The sequence below is a fragment of the Escherichia sp. E10V10 genome, assembly GCF_004211985.1.
Taxonomy (GTDB): domain Bacteria; phylum Pseudomonadota; class Gammaproteobacteria; order Enterobacterales; family Enterobacteriaceae; genus Escherichia.
Genome location: NZ_RHJO01000001.1, coordinates 44,742 through 63,001 on the forward strand (window position 1 = coordinate 44,742; position 18,260 = coordinate 63,001).

Genomic DNA, 18,260 nt, shown 5'->3' on the forward strand with positions numbered 1-18,260 from the left:
TTCTTTTTAAGTATTTCAGCTATCTTCATAAGCACTACGTGAATTATTCTTCAGATAGATCGATCTATTTTATAGATCGATTTTCATTTATCGATCTATAAAAACTATATGACTTTATTTAAATAAAATGTCACTATTTTTAATATCTATTTTCTGGAGGGCGTGTCGCTCATGGTAGATTATTGCTAATAAAGTGTATTGGCATGGGTTGTAATGGTTTTTTTTATTGATTTTTGTATTGCATGTATTTTATAGGCATGTAAAAAATAATCATATTGTTTGTATTTTATTGATTTTATTGGATTTTTTTCATTTTTCAAAGCGTCATGAAGACTGTTTTTGACACATTGTATCAGGCGGGTAACAGTGGCTTACTATTGGTTAGTGAACGGAAGATGAAAAATTAATATAGAAACAACTAATCAATAACTGGTTGATGATAATGAATTTAAGTCGTTGGTTAAATATCAATGGTTGGGGTGTGCTAGCGCAAAAAATAAAAAATATTTTACTCTGATGAATGCTTTAGCTATTTTTCAATGCTTGTCATGGGTAGGGGATATATTGCGCTAATTTCATTAATTTATGCTGCGTGCAGTATATGTTTATCACCTGAGTGTTGAGATAAAAATTATCTGTTATGAAAAATCATAATGGGTGAGTTTGTTTTCTTCCTAAAAATAAGGCGTTTTATTGAACTTTAATTAAAAAGGAATTTTACAGTGAGTAATGATGATACCTTTGTAGGTACTAAAGCGTTGCTGCAATCTTTTGCTAATGCACCTTATGTCCCCACTCAAAAATCCCTACACGGCATTCGCTACGATTTCAATGATGGCGCGCGCGTCAAACTCCCTCCGGGTAACTGGTTGGTTAATTTAATCGACGACGCTTCCGGTAATGTTTTATTTACCTGCCAGTCCAATGAAGGCTGGGTATTGAGCGGTAAAAAGTACTTCGTTGATTTTCGTATTCAGGTCTTTAAGGAGGATGAATCCACGCCGGTACTGGATGTCGAGCAGGATCTGCGAGACAAATCGGTCATTATTCATTTCCCCACCGGAACGTTAGGCGATCTCCTTGGCTGGTTTCCATATGCCGAACGTTTTCGCCAGCAGCATCAGTGTCAACTGGAGTGTGTGATGGGAGCAGAAATTATCGAACTGCTCCACGAACAGTACCCTGAAATACAGTTCTCCACGCGCGAAACCATTAAAACTCATAATCCCTACGCCAGCTACCGCATCGGGTTGTACTTCGAAGCTAACGACACTCATCAGCCGCTGGATTTTCGTCAGGTCGGTTTTACCCGCATTGCAGGCTATATCCTCGGCGTTCCGCCGCAAGAAGAACCACCTCGGCTGAAGCTCGATGCACCGCGTGTCATTGATGAACCCTACGTTTGTATCGCCACCCAGTCCTCTTGCCAGGCGAAATACTGGAACAACGGTCATGGCTGGTCGGAGGTGGTGGCTGAGCTGAAAACGTTGGGTTATCGGGTGCTGTGTATTGATAAGGAAGCACATTACGGCTCTGGTTTTGTCTGGAACCACATTCCCCACGGTGCAGAGGATTTTACCGGTGCGCTGCCGTTACAACAGCGGGTAGATCTCCTGCGTCACGCGGACTTTTTTGTCGGTCTGAGCAGTGGCCTGAGTTGGCTGGCATGGAGTTGTCACATCCCGGTGGTGTTGATTAGTGGTTTTACCGATCCGCAAAGCGAGTTCTATACCCCGTGGCGGGTATTCAATTCACACGGCTGCCACGGCTGCTGGGATGACGTAAGCATCGATTTTGACCACGAAGATTTTTTATGGTGCCCGCGTCATAAGGGTACCGACCGGCAATACGAATGTTCTCGACTTATTACCGGCCAGCAAGTTAACCGCATTATCCATCGGCTCCATCAAACCCTGAGCGACGAACGCGCCGCCCTTAGCCTAAAGGACTAATTCATGAATAAAACCTATAACATTGTCTGGAGTGCGGCACGAAATATGTATGTTGTCGCCTCTGAATTTTCACGTGGCGATAGCCAGATGAAAACCCAGGTACGGTCAGTGGCGGCAATGGTGCTGTTGGCATTAAGCCCGATCAACGCTCAGGCGGCCTTTACGGCGGAAGTGACGGATGCAACAGTTACCAGTGAGGTTGTGGAACAAGGCACCCAAAATATCAACAACGGCGGTGTGGCAATCACCACGGTGGTGAACACTAAAGGAATTCAGAAAGTTTACTCTGGTGGCACGACATCGGGGACTTTGATAAATTCGGGGGGCTGGCAGTATGTTTCTTCAGGCGGTATCGCCATCAGTTCCACGGCAGACCGCGGTCACCAGACTATCCTCTCAGGTGGTATCGCGACGAGTACCACGATAGAAGACTTCGGTTATCAGTACGTTTCGGGGGGTGGTAGCGCAACGAATACCATCATAAACGAATATGGTTTTCAGCGGATTTCACAGAATGGTATCGCCTCAGATACCACGATAAATGGCGGTAATCAGGAAATCTACTCCGGCGGTACCGCCACAGGGACGACAATAAACAACAAAGGTGAGCAGTTCGTTTCCTCAGGCGGATTTGCTACGGATACCACGGTAAACAGCGGCGGAACTCAACATCTCGCCGCGGGGGGGAGCGCCACAAGCACGACAATCAGCAAAGGCGGTCAACAGAATGTGTATGCTTCCGGAACTGTGGCAGATACTACGGTAAATGGTGGTGATCAGTATCTCTTTGATGGCGGGACTGCAACGGGCACTACGTTAAATGGTGTGGATAGCTCTCAGTTTATTTATGAAAATAGTATCGCGACAGACACCACGCTAAATAATGCCAGACAATTTGTTTCCTCTGGCGGCACCGCCATTAATACCACAATCAACAACGGCAGTGATCAACAGGTTTTGGCCGGTGGCATTGCAATTGAATCCCTGAATAACAGCGGTGGTCAGTTGCGTGTTGGTTCAGGTGGATCCGCCACGAAGGTGACCAATAAAGGGATGTTACTTGTTCTGGATGGAGGCACCGCAACAGAGGTCAATCAGGCCGTGGGGGCCGGACTTATTACCAGTACTGATGCCACTGTGAAGGGAACTAACGTCAATGGTGCTTTTAGTATTGACGCTGCCAGCCACACAGCCAGTAATGTGTTACTGGAAAATAGTGCTTCTCTTAGCGTTAATAATAGCGGGACTGCCACTAACACTACGGTAAACCGTAAGGGTACACTTAGCGTCAGCAGTGGCGGTGTCCTGGCAGGGAACACACTCATCAACGAAGGTGGTACGCTGAAGGGCCAAAATAGCGCAGTGGTCAATCAGGGGATCCTGACGATGGATGGCGAGCAGGGAACACAGAATTGGTCATTGCAGGGCAGCGGTTCGCTGGTGAAAACCGGAGATGGTTCGCTGACGATGACCCGTGGAGGGACGTACAGCGGTGGCACAGTCATTAGTGGCGGTACACTCAATGCCAATGACCTGAAAGCGTTGGGTTCGGGTGATATTGATAACTCCGCCACGCTTAACCTCAACGCCTTCGGTACGTATGTGGCGGGAGATGTCACCACACACAACGGTGGCGTCACCTCGCTGGCTGCCGGAACCATGCTTGATGCAACCTCTCTCAACCAGCAGGATGGCAGCACGCTGAATATCACGCTGGGGAATGGAGTCACCAGCCCTGTTATCACCGCCGACACGGTAAATATTGACGGTTCGCTGAATATCACCGGTATTGGCAATATCTCCGCTCCTCTGTCACACGATCCCTATACCTTCACCCTGATTGATGCCGACAACAGTATCACCGGTAATTTTGACAATATTACTATTGGTGGGATGGATGCGGGGATGGTCGATTTTATGACGATCGGCGGAAAGATCAGCGCCACTGATGATTCTCAGTATGTACTGACCAGTACGCTGACCTGGTACGCGGATATCAGTCATCTTTCCACCGATGCCCACGGCACCTTTACTCTCAGTGGTCCAGGGGACCGTTTTGAGCTGAACACTGCGCTGGCTGATGTTGTCCCCAACAGTACCACCGGCTGGGACGGTAAAACACTGACCAAAGCAGGTGAAGGTACCCTGATCCTCAACGCCTCCAACACTTATAGTGGCGATACCTATGTTAACGGCGGGACGCTGATTGCCGGAACGGATAACGCGCTGGGGACAGACGGCGGTCTGGTGCTGGCGTCAGGTGCGACCTTTGAACTGAATGGTATGAGTCAGAGTTCCAATTATCTGCGCAGCGATGCTGGCAGCACCCTGAAACTTGATGGTGGTGAACTGGTTCTCGGACGCAACATTCATCAAACTTCGGAAATATCAGGGACAGTTACCGGTAGTGGTTTGCTGGATATCTATGGCTCGCTGGATATTGACGAGGAAAGCGATCTCAGCGGGCTGAGTGCGACAATTGATATCGAGCAGTATGCCGACGTGTATAGCTGGAATGCGGCTCTCGGCACTGGGAACATAGTGGTTGACGGGACGTTACAAATGAACGCACCAGCTGGTGAACTGAGTAATAATCTCAGCGGCAGCGGCAGCATTTGGGCAGAGAGTGCGCTCACTGTCAGCGGCGACAACGATGATTTTAGCGGCACCTGGACCATCCGTAAGGACAGCAGCCTCACCGTGATGAACGCCCCGGCGTTGGGTACAGGCAATGTTGTTGATGGCGGCGCCCTGTATCTGGGCGGTACGGATAACTGGGCGCTGAACAGCGGTAACGTGATTAGCGACTACGCCATGTATGATGGCGACAACCTTGTAGACGCGAGCGCAGGTAAAGTGGTGAAACAGGATGCCAACACCATCACTATTACAAATGCTAACAGCTACAGTGGCGGTACGCTGATTGAGAAGGGAACGCTGAATGCTGATCATGTCGCGGCTCTGGGCACTGGCGATGTGGATAATCATGCCACGCTGAATCTGAACGCAGTCGGGCAGTACGTGCTGGCGAACTTTACAACATACAGCGCTGGTACCACCTCGCTGGTGGCGGGCTCGACGCTGGCAGTTGACGCCTTTGTTCAACAGGATGACAGTACGCTGAACATCAGCCTGGCGCCGGATGCGACCAGCCCGCTGGTCATCGCTGACAGTGCCTCGCTGGACGGCACGCTGAATATCACCGGCATTGGCAATATTAAAGATCCACTGACTCACGATCCCTACACCTTCACTCTGATTGATGCCGACAGCGCTATCAGCGGTGATTTTGAAGAGCTGACCGTCGCCGGAATCGAGGCCAAAGAAACCGACTTCCTGACGGTTGACAGCCGCATTAACCCTGCGGATGACACACAGTACGAACTGACGACCTCACTCTCCTGGTATGCGGATGTGGATAACGCCGCTACCGATGCGCACGGCACGTTTACCCTGAGCAACCCGGATGGTAGCTTCACGCTGAATACCGCGCTGACGGATGTGGATGCCAACAGCTCCACTGGTTGGGATGGTAAAACACTGACCAAAGCAGGCGACGGTACCCTGATCCTCAACGCCTCCAACACTTATAGTGGCGATACCTATGTTAACGGCGGGACGCTGATTGCCGGAACGGATAACGCGCTGGGGACAGATGGCGGTCTGGTGCTGGCGTCAGGCGCGACATTTGACCTGAATGGTATGAGTCAGAGTTCCGATTATCTGCGCAGCGATGTTGGCAGCACCCTGAACCTTGATGGCGGTGAACTGGTTCTCGGACGCGACATTCATCAAACTTCGGAAATATCAGGGACAGTTACCGGTAGTGGTTTGCTGGATATCTATGGTTCGCTGGATATTGACGAGGAAAGCGATCTCAGCGGGCTGAGTGCGACAATTGATATCGAGCAGTATGCCGACGTGTATAGCTGGAATGCGGCTCTCGGCACCGGAAAAATTGTGGTTGACGGGACGTTGTACATGGATGCACCAGCTGGTGAACTGAGTAATAATCTCAGCGGCAGCGGTAGCATTTGGGCGAAGAGTGCGCTTACCGTCAGCGGCGACAACGATGATTTTAGCGGCACCTGGACCATCGGTAAGGACAGCAGCCTCACCGTGATGAACGCCCCTGCGTTGGGCACAGGCAATGTTGTTGATGGCGGCACCCTGTATCTGGGCGGCACTGAAGACTGGACTCTGAACAGCGGTAACGTGATTAGCGATTACTACAGCTATGACGGTGAGCAACTCATAGAGATGCAGGCGGGTAAAGTGGTGAAACAGGATGCCAACACCATTACTATCGCCAATGCCAATACCTACAGCGGCGGTACAGTGGTTGAAGACGGCACGCTGAATGCTGACAATGTCGCGGCTCTGGGCGTGGGCGACGTGGATAATCATGCCACGCTGAATCTGAACGCAGTCGGGCAGTACGCGCTGGCGAACTTTACGACATACAGTGCTGGTACCACCTCGCTGGTGGCGGGCTCGACGCTGGCAGTTGACGCCTTTGTTCAACAGGATGACAGTACGCTGAACATCAGCCTGGCGCCGGATGCGACCAGCCCGCTGGTCATCGCTGACAATGCCTCGCTGGACGGCACGCTGAATATCACCGGCATTGGCAATATTAAAGATCCACTGACTCACGATCCTTACACCTTCACCCTGATTGATGCCGACAGCGCCATCAGCGGTGATTTTGAAGAGCTGACCGTCGCCGGAATCGATGCCAAAGAAACCGACTTCCTGACGGTTGACAGCCGCATTAACCCTGCGGATGACACACAGTACGAACTGACGACTTCACTCTCCTGGTATGCGGATGTGGATAACGCCGCTACCGATGCGCACGGCACGTTTACCCTGAGCAACCCGGATGGCAGCTTCACGCTGAATACCGCGCTGACGGATGTGGATGCCAACAGCTCCACTGGTTGGGATGGTAAAACACTGACCAAAGCAGGTGAAGGTACCCTGATCCTCAACGCCTCCAACACTTATAGTGGCGATACCTATGTTAACGGCGGGACGCTGATTGCCGGAGCGGATAATGCGCTGGGGACAGACGGCGGTCTGGTGCTGGCGTCAGGTGCGACCTTTGACCTGAATGGTATGAGTCAGAGTTCCGATTATCTGCGCAGCGATGTTGGCAGCACCCTGAACCTTGATGGCGGTGAACTGGTTCTCGGACGCGACATTCATCAAACTTCGGCAATATCAGGGACAGTTACCGGTAGTGGTTTGCTGGATATCTATGGTTCGCTGGATATTGACGAGGAAAGCGATCTCAGCGGGCTGAGTGCGACAATTGATATCGAGCAGTATGCCGACGTGTATAGCTGGAATGCGGCTCTCGGCACCGGAAACATTGTGGTTGACGGGACGTTGTACATGGATGCACCAGCTGGTGAACTGAGTAATAATCTCAGCGGCAACGGTAGCATTTGGGCGAAGAGTGCGCTTACCGTCAGCGGCGACAACGATGATTTTAGCGGCACCTGGACCATCGGTAAGGACAGCAGCCTCACCGTGATGAACGCCCCGGCGTTGGGCACGGGCAATGTTGTTGATGGCGGCACCCTGTATCTGGGCGGCACTGAAGACTGGACTCTGAACAGCGGTAACGTGATTAGCGATTACGCCATGTATGACGGCAACAATCTCGTAGACGCGAGCGCAGGTAAAGTGGTGAAACAGGATGCCAACACCATTACTATCGCCAATGCCAATACCTACAGCGGTGAAACTCGCGTTAGCGAAGGAACATTGTGGCTGACGGATACCGGAGTAATTGGCGCACCGGATGCGTCTGGTCAGGGGGCTGTAAATGTTGACTCTGGCGCCACCTTCGGCGGCAGCGGCGTCGTGAACGGCGATGTCTACAACGGTGGCAATATCGCCATGAGCCATGAAGGCGAAACGGACAATACGCTGACCATCAACGGTAACTACACTGGCGACAACGGTAATCTGTACCTCAATACGCAACTGGGCGATGACAGTTCACCAACCGATAAACTGGTCATCTCCGGTGATACTTCTGGTAACACGACGGTCTATATTGCTAACGTCAATGGTAAAGGAGCACAGACGAAAAATGGTATCGAAGTGATCGACGTTGGCGGTCAGTCAGATGGAACATTTGAGCAGGGAAATCAGGTACAGATTGGATTGTACGAATATCGTCTCTATGAAGACGGTGGCGACTGGTATTTACGTTCGCAATCCACCGTTCCTCCGCAACCAGATGATGGCGGTGATGTTCCGCCAGTCCCCGATGATGATGATACCCCGGTAACGCCGCAGTATCGTCCTGATATTGGTGTTTACGTGGGTAACCAGTGGATGGTGCGTAACCTGCAAATGCAGACGTTGTATGATCGCGAAGGTAGCCAGTACCGCAACGAGGACGGTAGTGTCTGGATGCGTTTCAAAGCGGGGAATGCGCAGTCACAGGCGGCAGATGGTCATGTTGATATTGACAACAACTATTCACAATTCCAGTTGGGCGGGGACATTCTGGCGTGGGGTAACGGTGAGCAGAGTCTGAAAGTAGGGCTGATGGCCAGTTACATCAATGCTGATACGGACAGCGAAGGTAACCGTGGTGCAGATGGCAGCCAGTTCAGTGCAACAGGGAATGTCGATGGTTACAATCTCGGAGTATATGCGACCTGGTTTGCTGATGCGCAAAACCATCAAGGAGCTTATGTCGATAGCTGGTATCAGTATGGTTTCTACAACAACAGCGTACAGAATGGCGATGTGGGTACAGAAGGATATGACTCCACAGCACAAGCGGTATCGCTGGAAGGTGGCTACCGTTATGATATTGCGCTGGAAAATCAAAATATTATCAGTGTTACGCCACAGGCACAGATCGTCTGGCAACGTTACGATGCCGACAGCGTCATCGACAACAACGGCACTCGTATTGACGATCAGGATAGTGATAACTGGAACACCCGTCTGGGGTTGCGTGTGGATGGCAAATTGCACAGGAACGCAACATCCATTATCCAGCCGTTTGCCGAAGTGAACTGGTTGTACACTAGCGGCGATGTTTCAGTTTCGTTCGATGGCGCGGAGGTGAAACAGGATATCCCGTCTAATCGAGCGCAGGCGAAAGTAGGGATTCAGGCGAACCTGGACAGCCAGTGGAGTATTACTGGCCAGGTCGTTGGTGAGACGGGAAGCCATAACTACAACGATCTTAATGGCGGTCTGAACCTGCGTTACAGTTGGTAAAATACAGAGGGCTTACCCGGAGTTGTTTCGCCGCCGGGTAAGTAAATGTATCAGGCTTATGTGAGTCGTAGAGCCTTATTTAAAGTCGGCTTATTTCGAGCATGGATGTCAAATAAGCTGACTTTCCTCACCTTCCGCAGAGCGAAAGCTAATACTCACTAACGTGCCGCCGCCGGAAGGTTGCGAAAAAGTCAGCGTCCCACCCAATCTTTCCGCGCGCTCGCGCATGATATTCAGACCATAATGGCCTTCGGGTTCCTCTGGTTCACCGATGCCAATACCGTTGTCTCGAATATAAACTGTGTGATTGCCATCCGGCGCGGTGACGCAGCTAACGGCAATTTCGCTGGCGTTGGCGTGCTTCATGGCGTTCAGCACCGCTTCGCGAATAATTTGCAACAAATGCACCTGCATCTGCGCATCCAGCGCCAGGGTTGGCAGACGGCAGTCGAGGGTCAGTTTGGCGCTGGTTTGGTTTTGTAATGTATCCAGCATTTCACGCAGTGCAGAGGGGAGATCCGCCTGCTGTAGCGTCAGTCGGAAAGTGGTTAACAGCTCGCGTAACTGCCGATAAGCATCATTCAGCGCCTGGGAGAAATCGGCCATGATACTTTGTGCAGTGGCGTTATCTTCGGGTATCGAACGCTTCAGTAACGTCAACTGGATACGTAAATAAGAAAGCACCTGGGCCAGCGAGTCGTGTAGTTCGCGGGCGATGGTCGCACGTTCTTCCATCAACAGTAACTGCTGAAAATGCTTCTGCGCCTGATTAAAGTACAAACCGCGTCCCAGCATCGACGAAACGCTGTTAAGTAGTGGTTCTGATGATGACACGTGGCTATTTTGCCAGTGCAACTCGCCGTAAACCGTCTCTTGCATAGTGACCGGTAAAATCTGCATTGGCAGCTCAGGGTTTGGCTTCCCTTCGCTAATCCGCCAGTTATCCCCAACGTTCAGCTCCAGATATTCAGCCGCTTCATTGTCGCGAACAATCTGCAAAATATGGCGGAAACAATGCACATCAATCTGGCTGGTGTTCAGTGCCTGCGAACACTGATACAACACCTCCAGGCGACGCTTGGCCTCGTGGAGATCGCGAGTTTTTTCTTCTACTGACGCTTCCAGCGAGCGGTACAACTTATGCAGCTCGCTCGACATCTGGTTAAAGGTTTTTGCAAGCAGGCCCAGTTCATTGGGTAGGCTGGTATCCAGCGGCGGCGAGTCGAACTGCCCGTGTTCAATACGCTGACTGGCGGTAACCAGTTGATTCAGCGGGGCTACCACCTGATGGCGTATGCGGCGCAAAGTAAAAAAGACCAGCGTGAAAATACCGATGCCGCCAGCCAGCGAAATCGCCACCACCAGCAGCATTTTGCGTTCAGCGTAGTGTTGCAAAGCCAGCACGAACAGGTCTATCTGATTGACATAATTATTAATATTGGCCTGATACCACGGCAAATCACCCTTGATGAGCCGATTATTCATCTCCAGCCAGTTGGCATTCAGATGCGCATAACGGGCTTTTACTGCCTCTGGCACATACCAGACGTTGAGATTGGTTAATACCGGTGAATGCAGTGCCTGCTGGAACAGTTGGCGGTGTGCGTTAAGCTGTGGACTTCCGCTTTGCAGATCGTAACCCAGACGATAACTCTGCATACGCAGCGATCCGGCAATATTTATAGCCTCAGCGTCGCGCAAACTGCTCGCCAGAGTTAGCAGAGCGATACCCGTGGAAAGAATCGACAGCAGCACAATGTAAAAAAAGGCCCGGGCCAGACTGGCCGAGACGGGTCGTTTAACAATCACACGCGTCTTCTCCACATAAAATAATTAATGTTCCAGAACGCTGAAACTCAATTTGATAAGCAATGGGATTATTTGATCTGCCACAGTTTATAGCGAAATAGTTACTTTTTCTGGGCACATGAACATTGCCGATTCCCCTGTAAGTCGGGTAATAACAACACTCATATAAAGAATAAGGTTTTTACAACCAAAAAAGAAGGTCGTTATGAATCGTTTTATTATGGCCAACAGTCAGCAATGCCTGGGGTGCCATGCTTGTGAAGTGGCCTGTGTGATGGCTCACAATGATGAGCAACACGTGTTGAGTCAGCACCATTTTCACCCCCGAATTACGGTTATTAAACATCAGCAGCAACGTAGCGCGGTGACCTGTCACCATTGTGAAGATGCGCCCTGCGCCCGTAGCTGCCCTAATGGCGCGATCAGCCACGTTGATGACAGCATTCAGGTCAATCAGCAAAAGTGTATTGGCTGTAAATCCTGCGTAGTGGCCTGTCCATTTGGTACGATGCAAATCGTCCTGACGCCCGTCGCGGCGGGCAAAGTTAAAGCCACCGCGCATAAATGCGACCTGTGTGCAGGGCGAGAAAACGGGCCTGCCTGTGTCGAGAATTGCCCGGCGGACGCGCTGCAACTGGTCACTGACGCTGCACTCTCCGGCATGGCGAAATCCCGCCGCCTGCGCACCGCGCGCCAGGAACATCAACCGTGGCATGCCAGTACCGCGGCACAAGAAATGCCAGTAATGAGTAAAGTCGAGCAAATGCAGGCAACGCCCGCGCGTGGCGAGCCGGATAAACTGGCGATTGAAGCGCGCAAAACCGGTTTTGATGAAATTTATCTGCCGTTTCGTGCCGACCAGGCACAACGGGAAGCCTCGCGCTGCCTTAAGTGCGGCGAGCACAGCGTTTGTGAATGGACCTGCCCGCTGCATAACCATATTCCGCAGTGGATTGAACTGGTGAAAGCCGGAAACATCGACGCCGCCGTCGAGCTTTCTCACCAGACCAACACCCTGCCGGAAATTACCGGACGCGTTTGTCCGCAAGACCGTTTGTGTGAAGGTGCCTGTACTATTCGCGATGAGCATGGTGCAGTAACTATCGGCAATATTGAACGCTACATTTCGGATCAGGCGCTGGCGAAAGGCTGGCGTCCTGACTTAAGTCATGTCACCAAAGTGGACAAGCGGGTGGCGATTATCGGTGCGGGTCCGGCAGGACTGGCCTGTGCGGATGTTCTGACCCGCAATGGCGTGGCGGTGACGGTGTACGATCGCCATCCCGAAATCGGTGGCTTGCTCACTTTCGGCATTCCTTCTTTCAAACTGGATAAATCCCTGCTGGCACGCCGTCGGGAAATCTTCAGCGCGATGGGGATTCACTTCGAACTCAATTGTGAAGTGGGTAAAGATGTCTCTTTGGATTCGCTTTTGGAACAATACGATGCAGTCTTCGTTGGCGTAGGCACTTACCGTTCCATGAAAGCGGGTTTACCTAATGAAGATGCGCCGGGCGTTTATGACGCGCTGCCGTTCCTCATCGCCAACACTAAACAGGTGATGGGACTTGAAGAGCTACCGGAAGAGCCATTTATTAATACCGCAGGGATGAATGTGGTAGTACTGGGCGGTGGGGATACCGCGATGGATTGTGTGCGTACTGCGCTGCGCCACGGCGCGAGCAACGTCACCTGTGCCTACCGTCGTGATGAAGCCAACATGCCAGGTTCGAAAAAAGAGGTGAAGAACGCCCGCGAAGAGGGGGCGAACTTTGAGTTTAATGTTCAGCCAGTGGCGATTGAGCTGAATGAACAAGGTCATGTCTGCGGGATTCGTTTCCTGCGCACGCGTCTTGGCGAAGCGGATGCACAAGGGCGTCGGCGACCTGTACCGATTGAGGGCAGTGAATTTGTGATGCCAGCCGACGCGGTGATCATGGCGTTTGGCTTCAACCCGCACGGGATGCCGTGGCTGGAGTCGCACGGTGTAACGGTAGACAAATGGGGCCGCATCATCGCGGATGTGGAAAGCCAGTACCGTTACCAGACCACCAATCCGAAAATCTTCGCCGGTGGCGACGCCGTGCGTGGCGCGGATCTGGTGGTTACTGCAATGGCAGAAGGACGTCATGCGGCACAGGGGATCATTGACTGGCTAGGCGTAAAATCAGTCAAATCTCACTGATAGCCTGCGCAGACAAACCCGACTTCACAGCGTAAGATAATTGTTCATTTCGCGCTGTGGAGTCGGTATGACGCAACAAATCACCCTCGTTAAAGACAAAATTCTCTCCGATAACTATTTCACCCTGCACAACATTACCTACGATCTTACCCGCAAAGATGGCGAAGTTATCCGCCATAAACGTGAAGTGTACGATCGCGGCAATGGTGCGACGATCCTCCTGTACAACGCGAAGAAAAAGACTGTAGTTCTGATTCGTCAGTTCCGCGTCGCTACCTGGGTTAATGGCAATGAAAGCGGGCAGCTGATTGAAACCTGCGCCGGGTTGCTGGATAACGACGAACCGGAAGTGTGCATTCGCAAAGAAGCGATTGAAGAGACGGGTTATGAAGTGGGCGAAGTGCGCAAATTATTTGAACTGTATATGTCGCCAGGCGGTGTGACTGAGCTAATCCACTTTTTTATCGCCGAATACAGTGACAATCAGCGCGCTAACGCCGGTGGCGGTGTCGAAGATGAAGATATTGAAGTGCTTGAGCTGCCGTTCAGCCAGGCGCTGGAGATGATCAAAACCGGTGAGATACGAGACGGTAAGACGGTGTTATTGCTTAACTATTTGCAAACGTCACATTTAATGGACTGAAAAATAACAATAATATTTCGTAGTTTATTATTGGCTCAATCCGATAAATCCGATTGAGCCGCGCTACCTGCGCAACGAAGATACGACTTGTGCTGTTTGTTTGAACTTCTGGGGTCGTACCGTCCATGCGCTATCGCATTTTCCTTCTCTTTTTTTTCGCTTTGTTGCCGACGTCTTTGGCGTGGGCGGCACCAGCGCAACGGGCGTTTTCCGACTGGCAGGTCACCTGTAATAACCAAAACTTCTGCGTGGCGCGCAATACTGGCGATCATAATGGACTGGTGATGACCCTGAGCCGCAGCGCCGGGGCGCATACCGACGCCGTTTTACGTATTGAGCGCGGCGGGTTGAAATCACCGGATGTGTCGGAAGGGGAAATAGCGCCACGGCTGCTGTTAGATGGTGAGCCGTTGGCGTTAAGTGGTGACAAATGGCGGGTTTCACCATGGTTATTAGTAACCGATGATACGGCAACCATCACCGCGTTTTTGCAGATGATTCAGGAAGGGAAGGCAATCACCTTACGCGATGGCGATCAGACCATTTCTTTGAATGGCTTAAAAGCGGCGTTGTTGTTTATTGATGCCCAGCAAAAGCGCGTTGGCAGTGAAACCGCGTGGATAAAGAAAGGGGACGAGCCGCCGCTCAGCGTACCGCCCGCGCCTGCGTTAAAAGAGGTCGCGGTGGTTAACCCAACGCCGACGCCACTCTCACTCGAAGAACGTAACGATTTGCTGGATTATGGAAACTGGCGAATGAATGGTCTGCGCTGCTCGCTTGATCCATTGCGGCGTGAGGTGAGCGTTACGGCACTGACTGATGATAAAGCGCTGATGATGATTAGCTGTGAGGCAGGTGCTTATAACACCATTGATTTGGCATGGATTGTGTCGCGTAAAAAGCCGCTTGCCTCGCGCCCGGTGCGGTTACGTTTGCCGTTCAACAACGGTCAGGAGACGAATGAACTGGAACTGATGAACGCAACATTCGATGAAAAAACGCGTGAACTGGTGACCTTAGCGAAAGGTCGCGGATTAAGCGATTGTGGCATTCAGGCGCGCTGGCGTTTTGACGGCCAGCGTTTTCGCCTGGTGCGTTACGCCGCAGAACCGACCTGCGATAACTGGCATGGGCCAGACGGCTGGCCCACGTTGTGGATCACCCGTTAAACATCATGGCGTGGACATGTAGGCCGGATAAGACGCGTCAGCGTCGCATCCGGCAATCAGCATCAGGCACCTTTCACTCCCAGCACCTTATGGGCTTTTGCCACAATATTCTCGGCGGTAAAGCCAAAGAACGGGAACAGCTTATCCGCCGGAGCAGACTCCCCGTAACCCGTCATCCCGACAATCGCCCCTTTCAAACCAACATATTTGTACCAGTAATCGGCTATACCCGCTTCTACCGCCACGCGGGCCGCAACGTTAGAAGGCAACACCGACTCGCGATATTCCTCATCCTGGGCGTCGAAAATATCGGTCGAGGGCAGGGAAACCACGCGAACATTACGCCCTTCACCCGCCAGTTTCTCTGCCGCTTGCAGGGTAATTTCCATCTCTGATCCTGTGGCAATCAAAATGATATCCGGCTTGCCGCCGCTGTCTTTCAACACATAACCACCACGAGCAATCTCTTTTACCTGATCCGGCGTACGTTCCACCTGCGCCAGATTCTGCCTTGAGAGGATCAGCGCTGTCGGCCCGTTGTGACGCTCGACCGCCAGCTTCCAGCCCACCGCCGCTTCCACCTGATCGCACGGTCGCCAGGTGCTGAAATTCGGCGTTAAGCGCAGACTGGCCAGCTGCTCCACCGCCTGGTGCGTCGGACCATCTTCGCCCAGGCCAATCGAGTCGTGGGTGTAAACCATAATCTGCCGCGCTTTCATCAGTGCAGCCATCCGCGCGGCATTACGGGCGTATTCAACAAACATCAGAAACGTTGCGGTATACGGTACAAAGCCACCGTGGTGTGCAATGCCGTTGGCAATAGCAGTCATACCAAATTCGCGTACCCCGTAGTGAATATAATTCCCTGCGGGATCTTCCTTCAGCGACACAGACCCTTTCCAGATGGTGAGGTTACTTGGGGCCAGATCCGCCGAACCACCGAGCAGCTCCGGCAGCATAGGGCCGTAGGCGTTAAGCGTATTTTGCGACGCTTTACGGGTAGCGATTTTCGCCGGATTCGCCTGCAACTCATTGATATATTTCTGAGTCGTTTTCTCCCAGTCCTTCGGTAAACCACCGCTCATCCGACGGGTAAACTCTTCAGCCAGTTGTGGATGGGCTTTTTTATAAGCGGCAAACTTCTCATTCCAGCTCTGCTGGGCTTTTTCACCTTTTTCGCGGGCATCCCAGGCGTGATAAATCTCTTTGGGGATCTCAAAGGGTGGATGATGCCAGCCCAGTTTTTGCCGTGCCAGCGCTACTTCTTCTTCGCCCAGCGGAGCACCGTGCGCCTCTTCCTTACCCGCTTTATTAGGCGAACCAAAGCCAATCACCGTACGGCAGATAATCAGCGATGGTTTATCTTTCACGCTTTGTGCTTCAAGGATCGCTTCCTTAACCGCCTGCGGATCGTGGCCGTCGATCTCGTGGACAACATGCCAGTGGTAGGCTTCAAACCGTTTTGCCGTATCGTCAGTAAACCAGCCTTCGGTTTCACCATCAATCGAAATACCGTTGTGATCGTAAAAGCCGATCAGCTTGCCGAGTCCCAGCGTTCCTGCCAGCGAACAGACTTCATGAGAGATGCCTTCCATCAGACAGCCGTCGCCCATAAACACGTAGGTGAAGTGATCGACAATCTCATGATCCGGCTGGTTAAACTGCGCTGCCAGCGTGCGCTCCGCTATCGCCAGTCCAACCGCGTTCGCCAAACCTTGTCCAAGTGGACCAGTGGTGGTTTCAACACCTGGCGTATAGCCAATCTCCGGGTGACCTGGGGTTTTCGAATGCAACTGACGGAAGTTCTTCAGCTCTTCCAGCGGCAGGTCATAACCAGTCAGATGTAGCAAACTATAGAGCAACATCGAGGCGTGACCGTTGGAAAGAATAAAGCGGTCGCGGTCATACCAGGTCGGATCGGTGGGGTTATGTTTAAGAAAGTCGTTCCACAGCACTTCGGCAATATCGGCCATGCCCATCGGCGCGCCGGGATGACCAGAATTGGCTTTTTGCACCGCATCCATACTGAGCGCGCGAATCGCATTGGCAAGGTCTTTTCGGGACATAAAACACTCCGTGGCTGGTTTTAGAATTTGGCGGCAAGAAGATCTTCCAGTTTGCGTTGATCAACGGCGAACAGGCGGATGCCTTCAGACAGTTTTTCTACCGCCATCGGATCCTGATTATGCTCCCAACGAAATTCCGCTTCGCTCATCGGGGAGGGGCGAGGGAAGGATTGCGATGCCGGGATCAGTTTGCGAACCACTGGCGAAACCTTTTCCTGCAACTCCTTCAGCAAATTCGGCGCGATGGTCAGACGGTCACATCCGGTTAACGCGAGGATTTGTTCGGTACGACGGAAGCTGGCTCCCATCACAATGGTTTCGTAGTGATGCTGCTTATAGTAGTCGTAGATGTTGCGCACAGATTTGACACCCGGATCTTCCTCTACCACATACGGATCCATCGGTTTGCGCGCCTGATACCAGTCATAAATACGACCTACAAACGGTGAAATCAGAAAAACGCCAGCTTCTGCACAGGCCCGTGCCTGAGCAAAGGAAAACAGCAGCGTCAGGTTGCAATTAATGCCTTCTTTTTCCAGTTCTTCTGCTGCGCGAATTCCTTCCCAGGTTGAGGCCAGTTTTATCAGAATTCGTGATTTATCAACGCCTTGTTGTTGATACAAGTCCACCAGGTGGCGCGCTTTTTCGATACTCTTTTCTTTGTCAAAAGAGAGGCGTGCGTCAACTTCTGTCGACACGCGACCGGGTACGATTTTGAGAATTTCTGTACCGAAATTGACTGCCAGTTTGTCGCAGGCCGCGACGACTTGTTGTTCCTGGGTCTTGCCATTTTTTTTACCCCAGGCAATAGCATCGTCTATTAAATGTTCATATTGTGATAAACCGGCAGCCTTGAGTAACAGCGAAGGATTGGTGGTGGCATCCTGGGGATGATAATGGCGAATGGACTCAATATCACCGCTGTCTGCCACGACAGTGGTGAACTGTTTGATGCCGTCTAACTCGTTCATAGGAAATACTCCTTGAAAAGTAAAGTGTTAGATGAGTGCGTTAATTCACACTTCTGAGAAATTTCGCTAAACGCATCAAAAAAGCATAGCAGACAGGCATGGTATTGCTGGATGAAGCAGGTAACATCAGTGTTATGGGATTATTACCAAAACATTATTTGATGGGGGAGAGTTTGGGCTTGCTCAGAGTCTCGACGCTCCGGCAAGG

8 protein-coding genes are annotated in these 18,260 nt (G+C 51.6%); 5 read left to right on the forward strand and 3 right to left on the reverse strand.

Annotated elements, in window-relative coordinates:
* The first annotated feature begins 758 nt into the window (after positions 1-758).
* Together D9736_RS00170 and D9736_RS00175 are read left to right on the forward strand one after the other, a co-directional pair.
* Positions 759-1,952 carry an autotransporter strand-loop-strand O-heptosyltransferase gene (locus D9736_RS00170; protein ID WP_276319952.1) on the forward strand — a complete coding sequence of 398 codons (1,194 nt, stop codon included), beginning with the start codon at positions 759-761 and terminating at the stop codon, positions 1,950-1,952.
* Positions 1,953-1,955: 3 nt separating this feature from the next.
* Positions 1,956-9,209: an autotransporter outer membrane beta-barrel domain-containing protein gene (locus D9736_RS00175; protein ID WP_130257409.1), complete on the forward strand. Its 7,254-nt coding sequence runs from the start codon at positions 1,956-1,958 to the stop codon at positions 9,207-9,209.
* A 108-nt stretch (positions 9,210-9,317) separates the two neighbouring features.
* On the opposite strand, the gene narQ is transcribed toward D9736_RS00175, so the two are convergent.
* Positions 9,318-11,018, reverse strand: a complete 1,701-nt coding sequence (gene narQ / locus D9736_RS00180; RefSeq protein ID WP_130216796.1) for a nitrate/nitrite two-component system sensor histidine kinase NarQ — start codon at positions 11,016-11,018, stop codon at positions 9,318-9,320.
* Positions 11,019-11,223: 205 nt separating this feature from the next.
* On the opposite strand from narQ, the gene aegA reads away from it, so the two are divergent.
* The 3 genes from aegA (at position 11,224) to D9736_RS00195 (ending at position 15,015) form a co-directional block, all read left to right on the forward strand.
* The gene (gene aegA / locus D9736_RS00185; RefSeq protein ID WP_130257410.1) at positions 11,224-13,203 is read left to right on the forward strand and encodes a formate-dependent uric acid utilization protein AegA; all 1,980 of its coding nucleotides are present in this window, start codon (positions 11,224-11,226) and stop codon (positions 13,201-13,203) included.
* 67 nt (positions 13,204-13,270) lie between these two features.
* Entirely contained in the window at positions 13,271-13,846 is a 576-nt protein-coding gene (gene nudK, locus D9736_RS00190; RefSeq protein WP_130216800.1) for a GDP-mannose pyrophosphatase NudK, read from the forward strand.
* A 125-nt stretch (positions 13,847-13,971) separates the two neighbouring features.
* Positions 13,972-15,015 carry a DUF1176 domain-containing protein gene (locus D9736_RS00195; RefSeq protein WP_130257411.1) on the forward strand — a complete coding sequence of 348 codons (1,044 nt, stop codon included), beginning with the start codon at positions 13,972-13,974 and terminating at the stop codon, positions 15,013-15,015.
* Positions 15,016-15,077: 62 nt separating this feature from the next.
* Here the strand turns inward: D9736_RS00195 and tkt are convergent, their stop codons facing one another.
* Together tkt and tal are read right to left on the reverse strand one after the other, a co-directional pair.
* Entirely contained in the window at positions 15,078-17,081 is a 2,004-nt protein-coding gene (tkt, locus tag D9736_RS00200; RefSeq protein WP_130222005.1) for a transketolase, read from the reverse strand.
* Positions 17,082-17,101: 20 nt separating this feature from the next.
* Positions 17,102-18,052, reverse strand: coding sequence for a transaldolase (gene tal, locus D9736_RS00205; protein ID WP_130216806.1), 951 nt, complete (start codon positions 18,050-18,052; stop codon positions 17,102-17,104).
* Positions 18,053-18,260: the final 208 nt, after the last annotated feature.

What these genes read in the sequence shown, in the direction of transcription:
- D9736_RS00175 (WP_130257409.1), top strand. Translation starts at nt 1,956, where the DNA reads ATGAATAAAACCTATAACATTGTCTGGAGTGCGGCACGAAATATGTAT.
- aegA (WP_130257410.1), top strand. Translation starts at nt 11,224, where the DNA reads ATGAATCGTTTTATTATGGCCAACAGTCAGCAATGCCTGGGGTGCCAT.
- nudK (WP_130216800.1), top strand. Translation starts at nt 13,271, where the DNA reads ATGACGCAACAAATCACCCTCGTTAAAGACAAAATTCTCTCCGATAAC.
- D9736_RS00195 (WP_130257411.1), top strand. Translation starts at nt 13,972, where the DNA reads ATGCGCTATCGCATTTTCCTTCTCTTTTTTTTCGCTTTGTTGCCGACG.
- tkt (WP_130222005.1), bottom strand. Translation starts at nt 17,081, where the DNA reads ATGTCCCGAAAAGACCTTGCCAATGCGATTCGCGCGCTCAGTATGGAT.
- tal (WP_130216806.1), bottom strand. Translation starts at nt 18,052, where the DNA reads ATGAACGAGTTAGACGGCATCAAACAGTTCACCACTGTCGTGGCAGAC.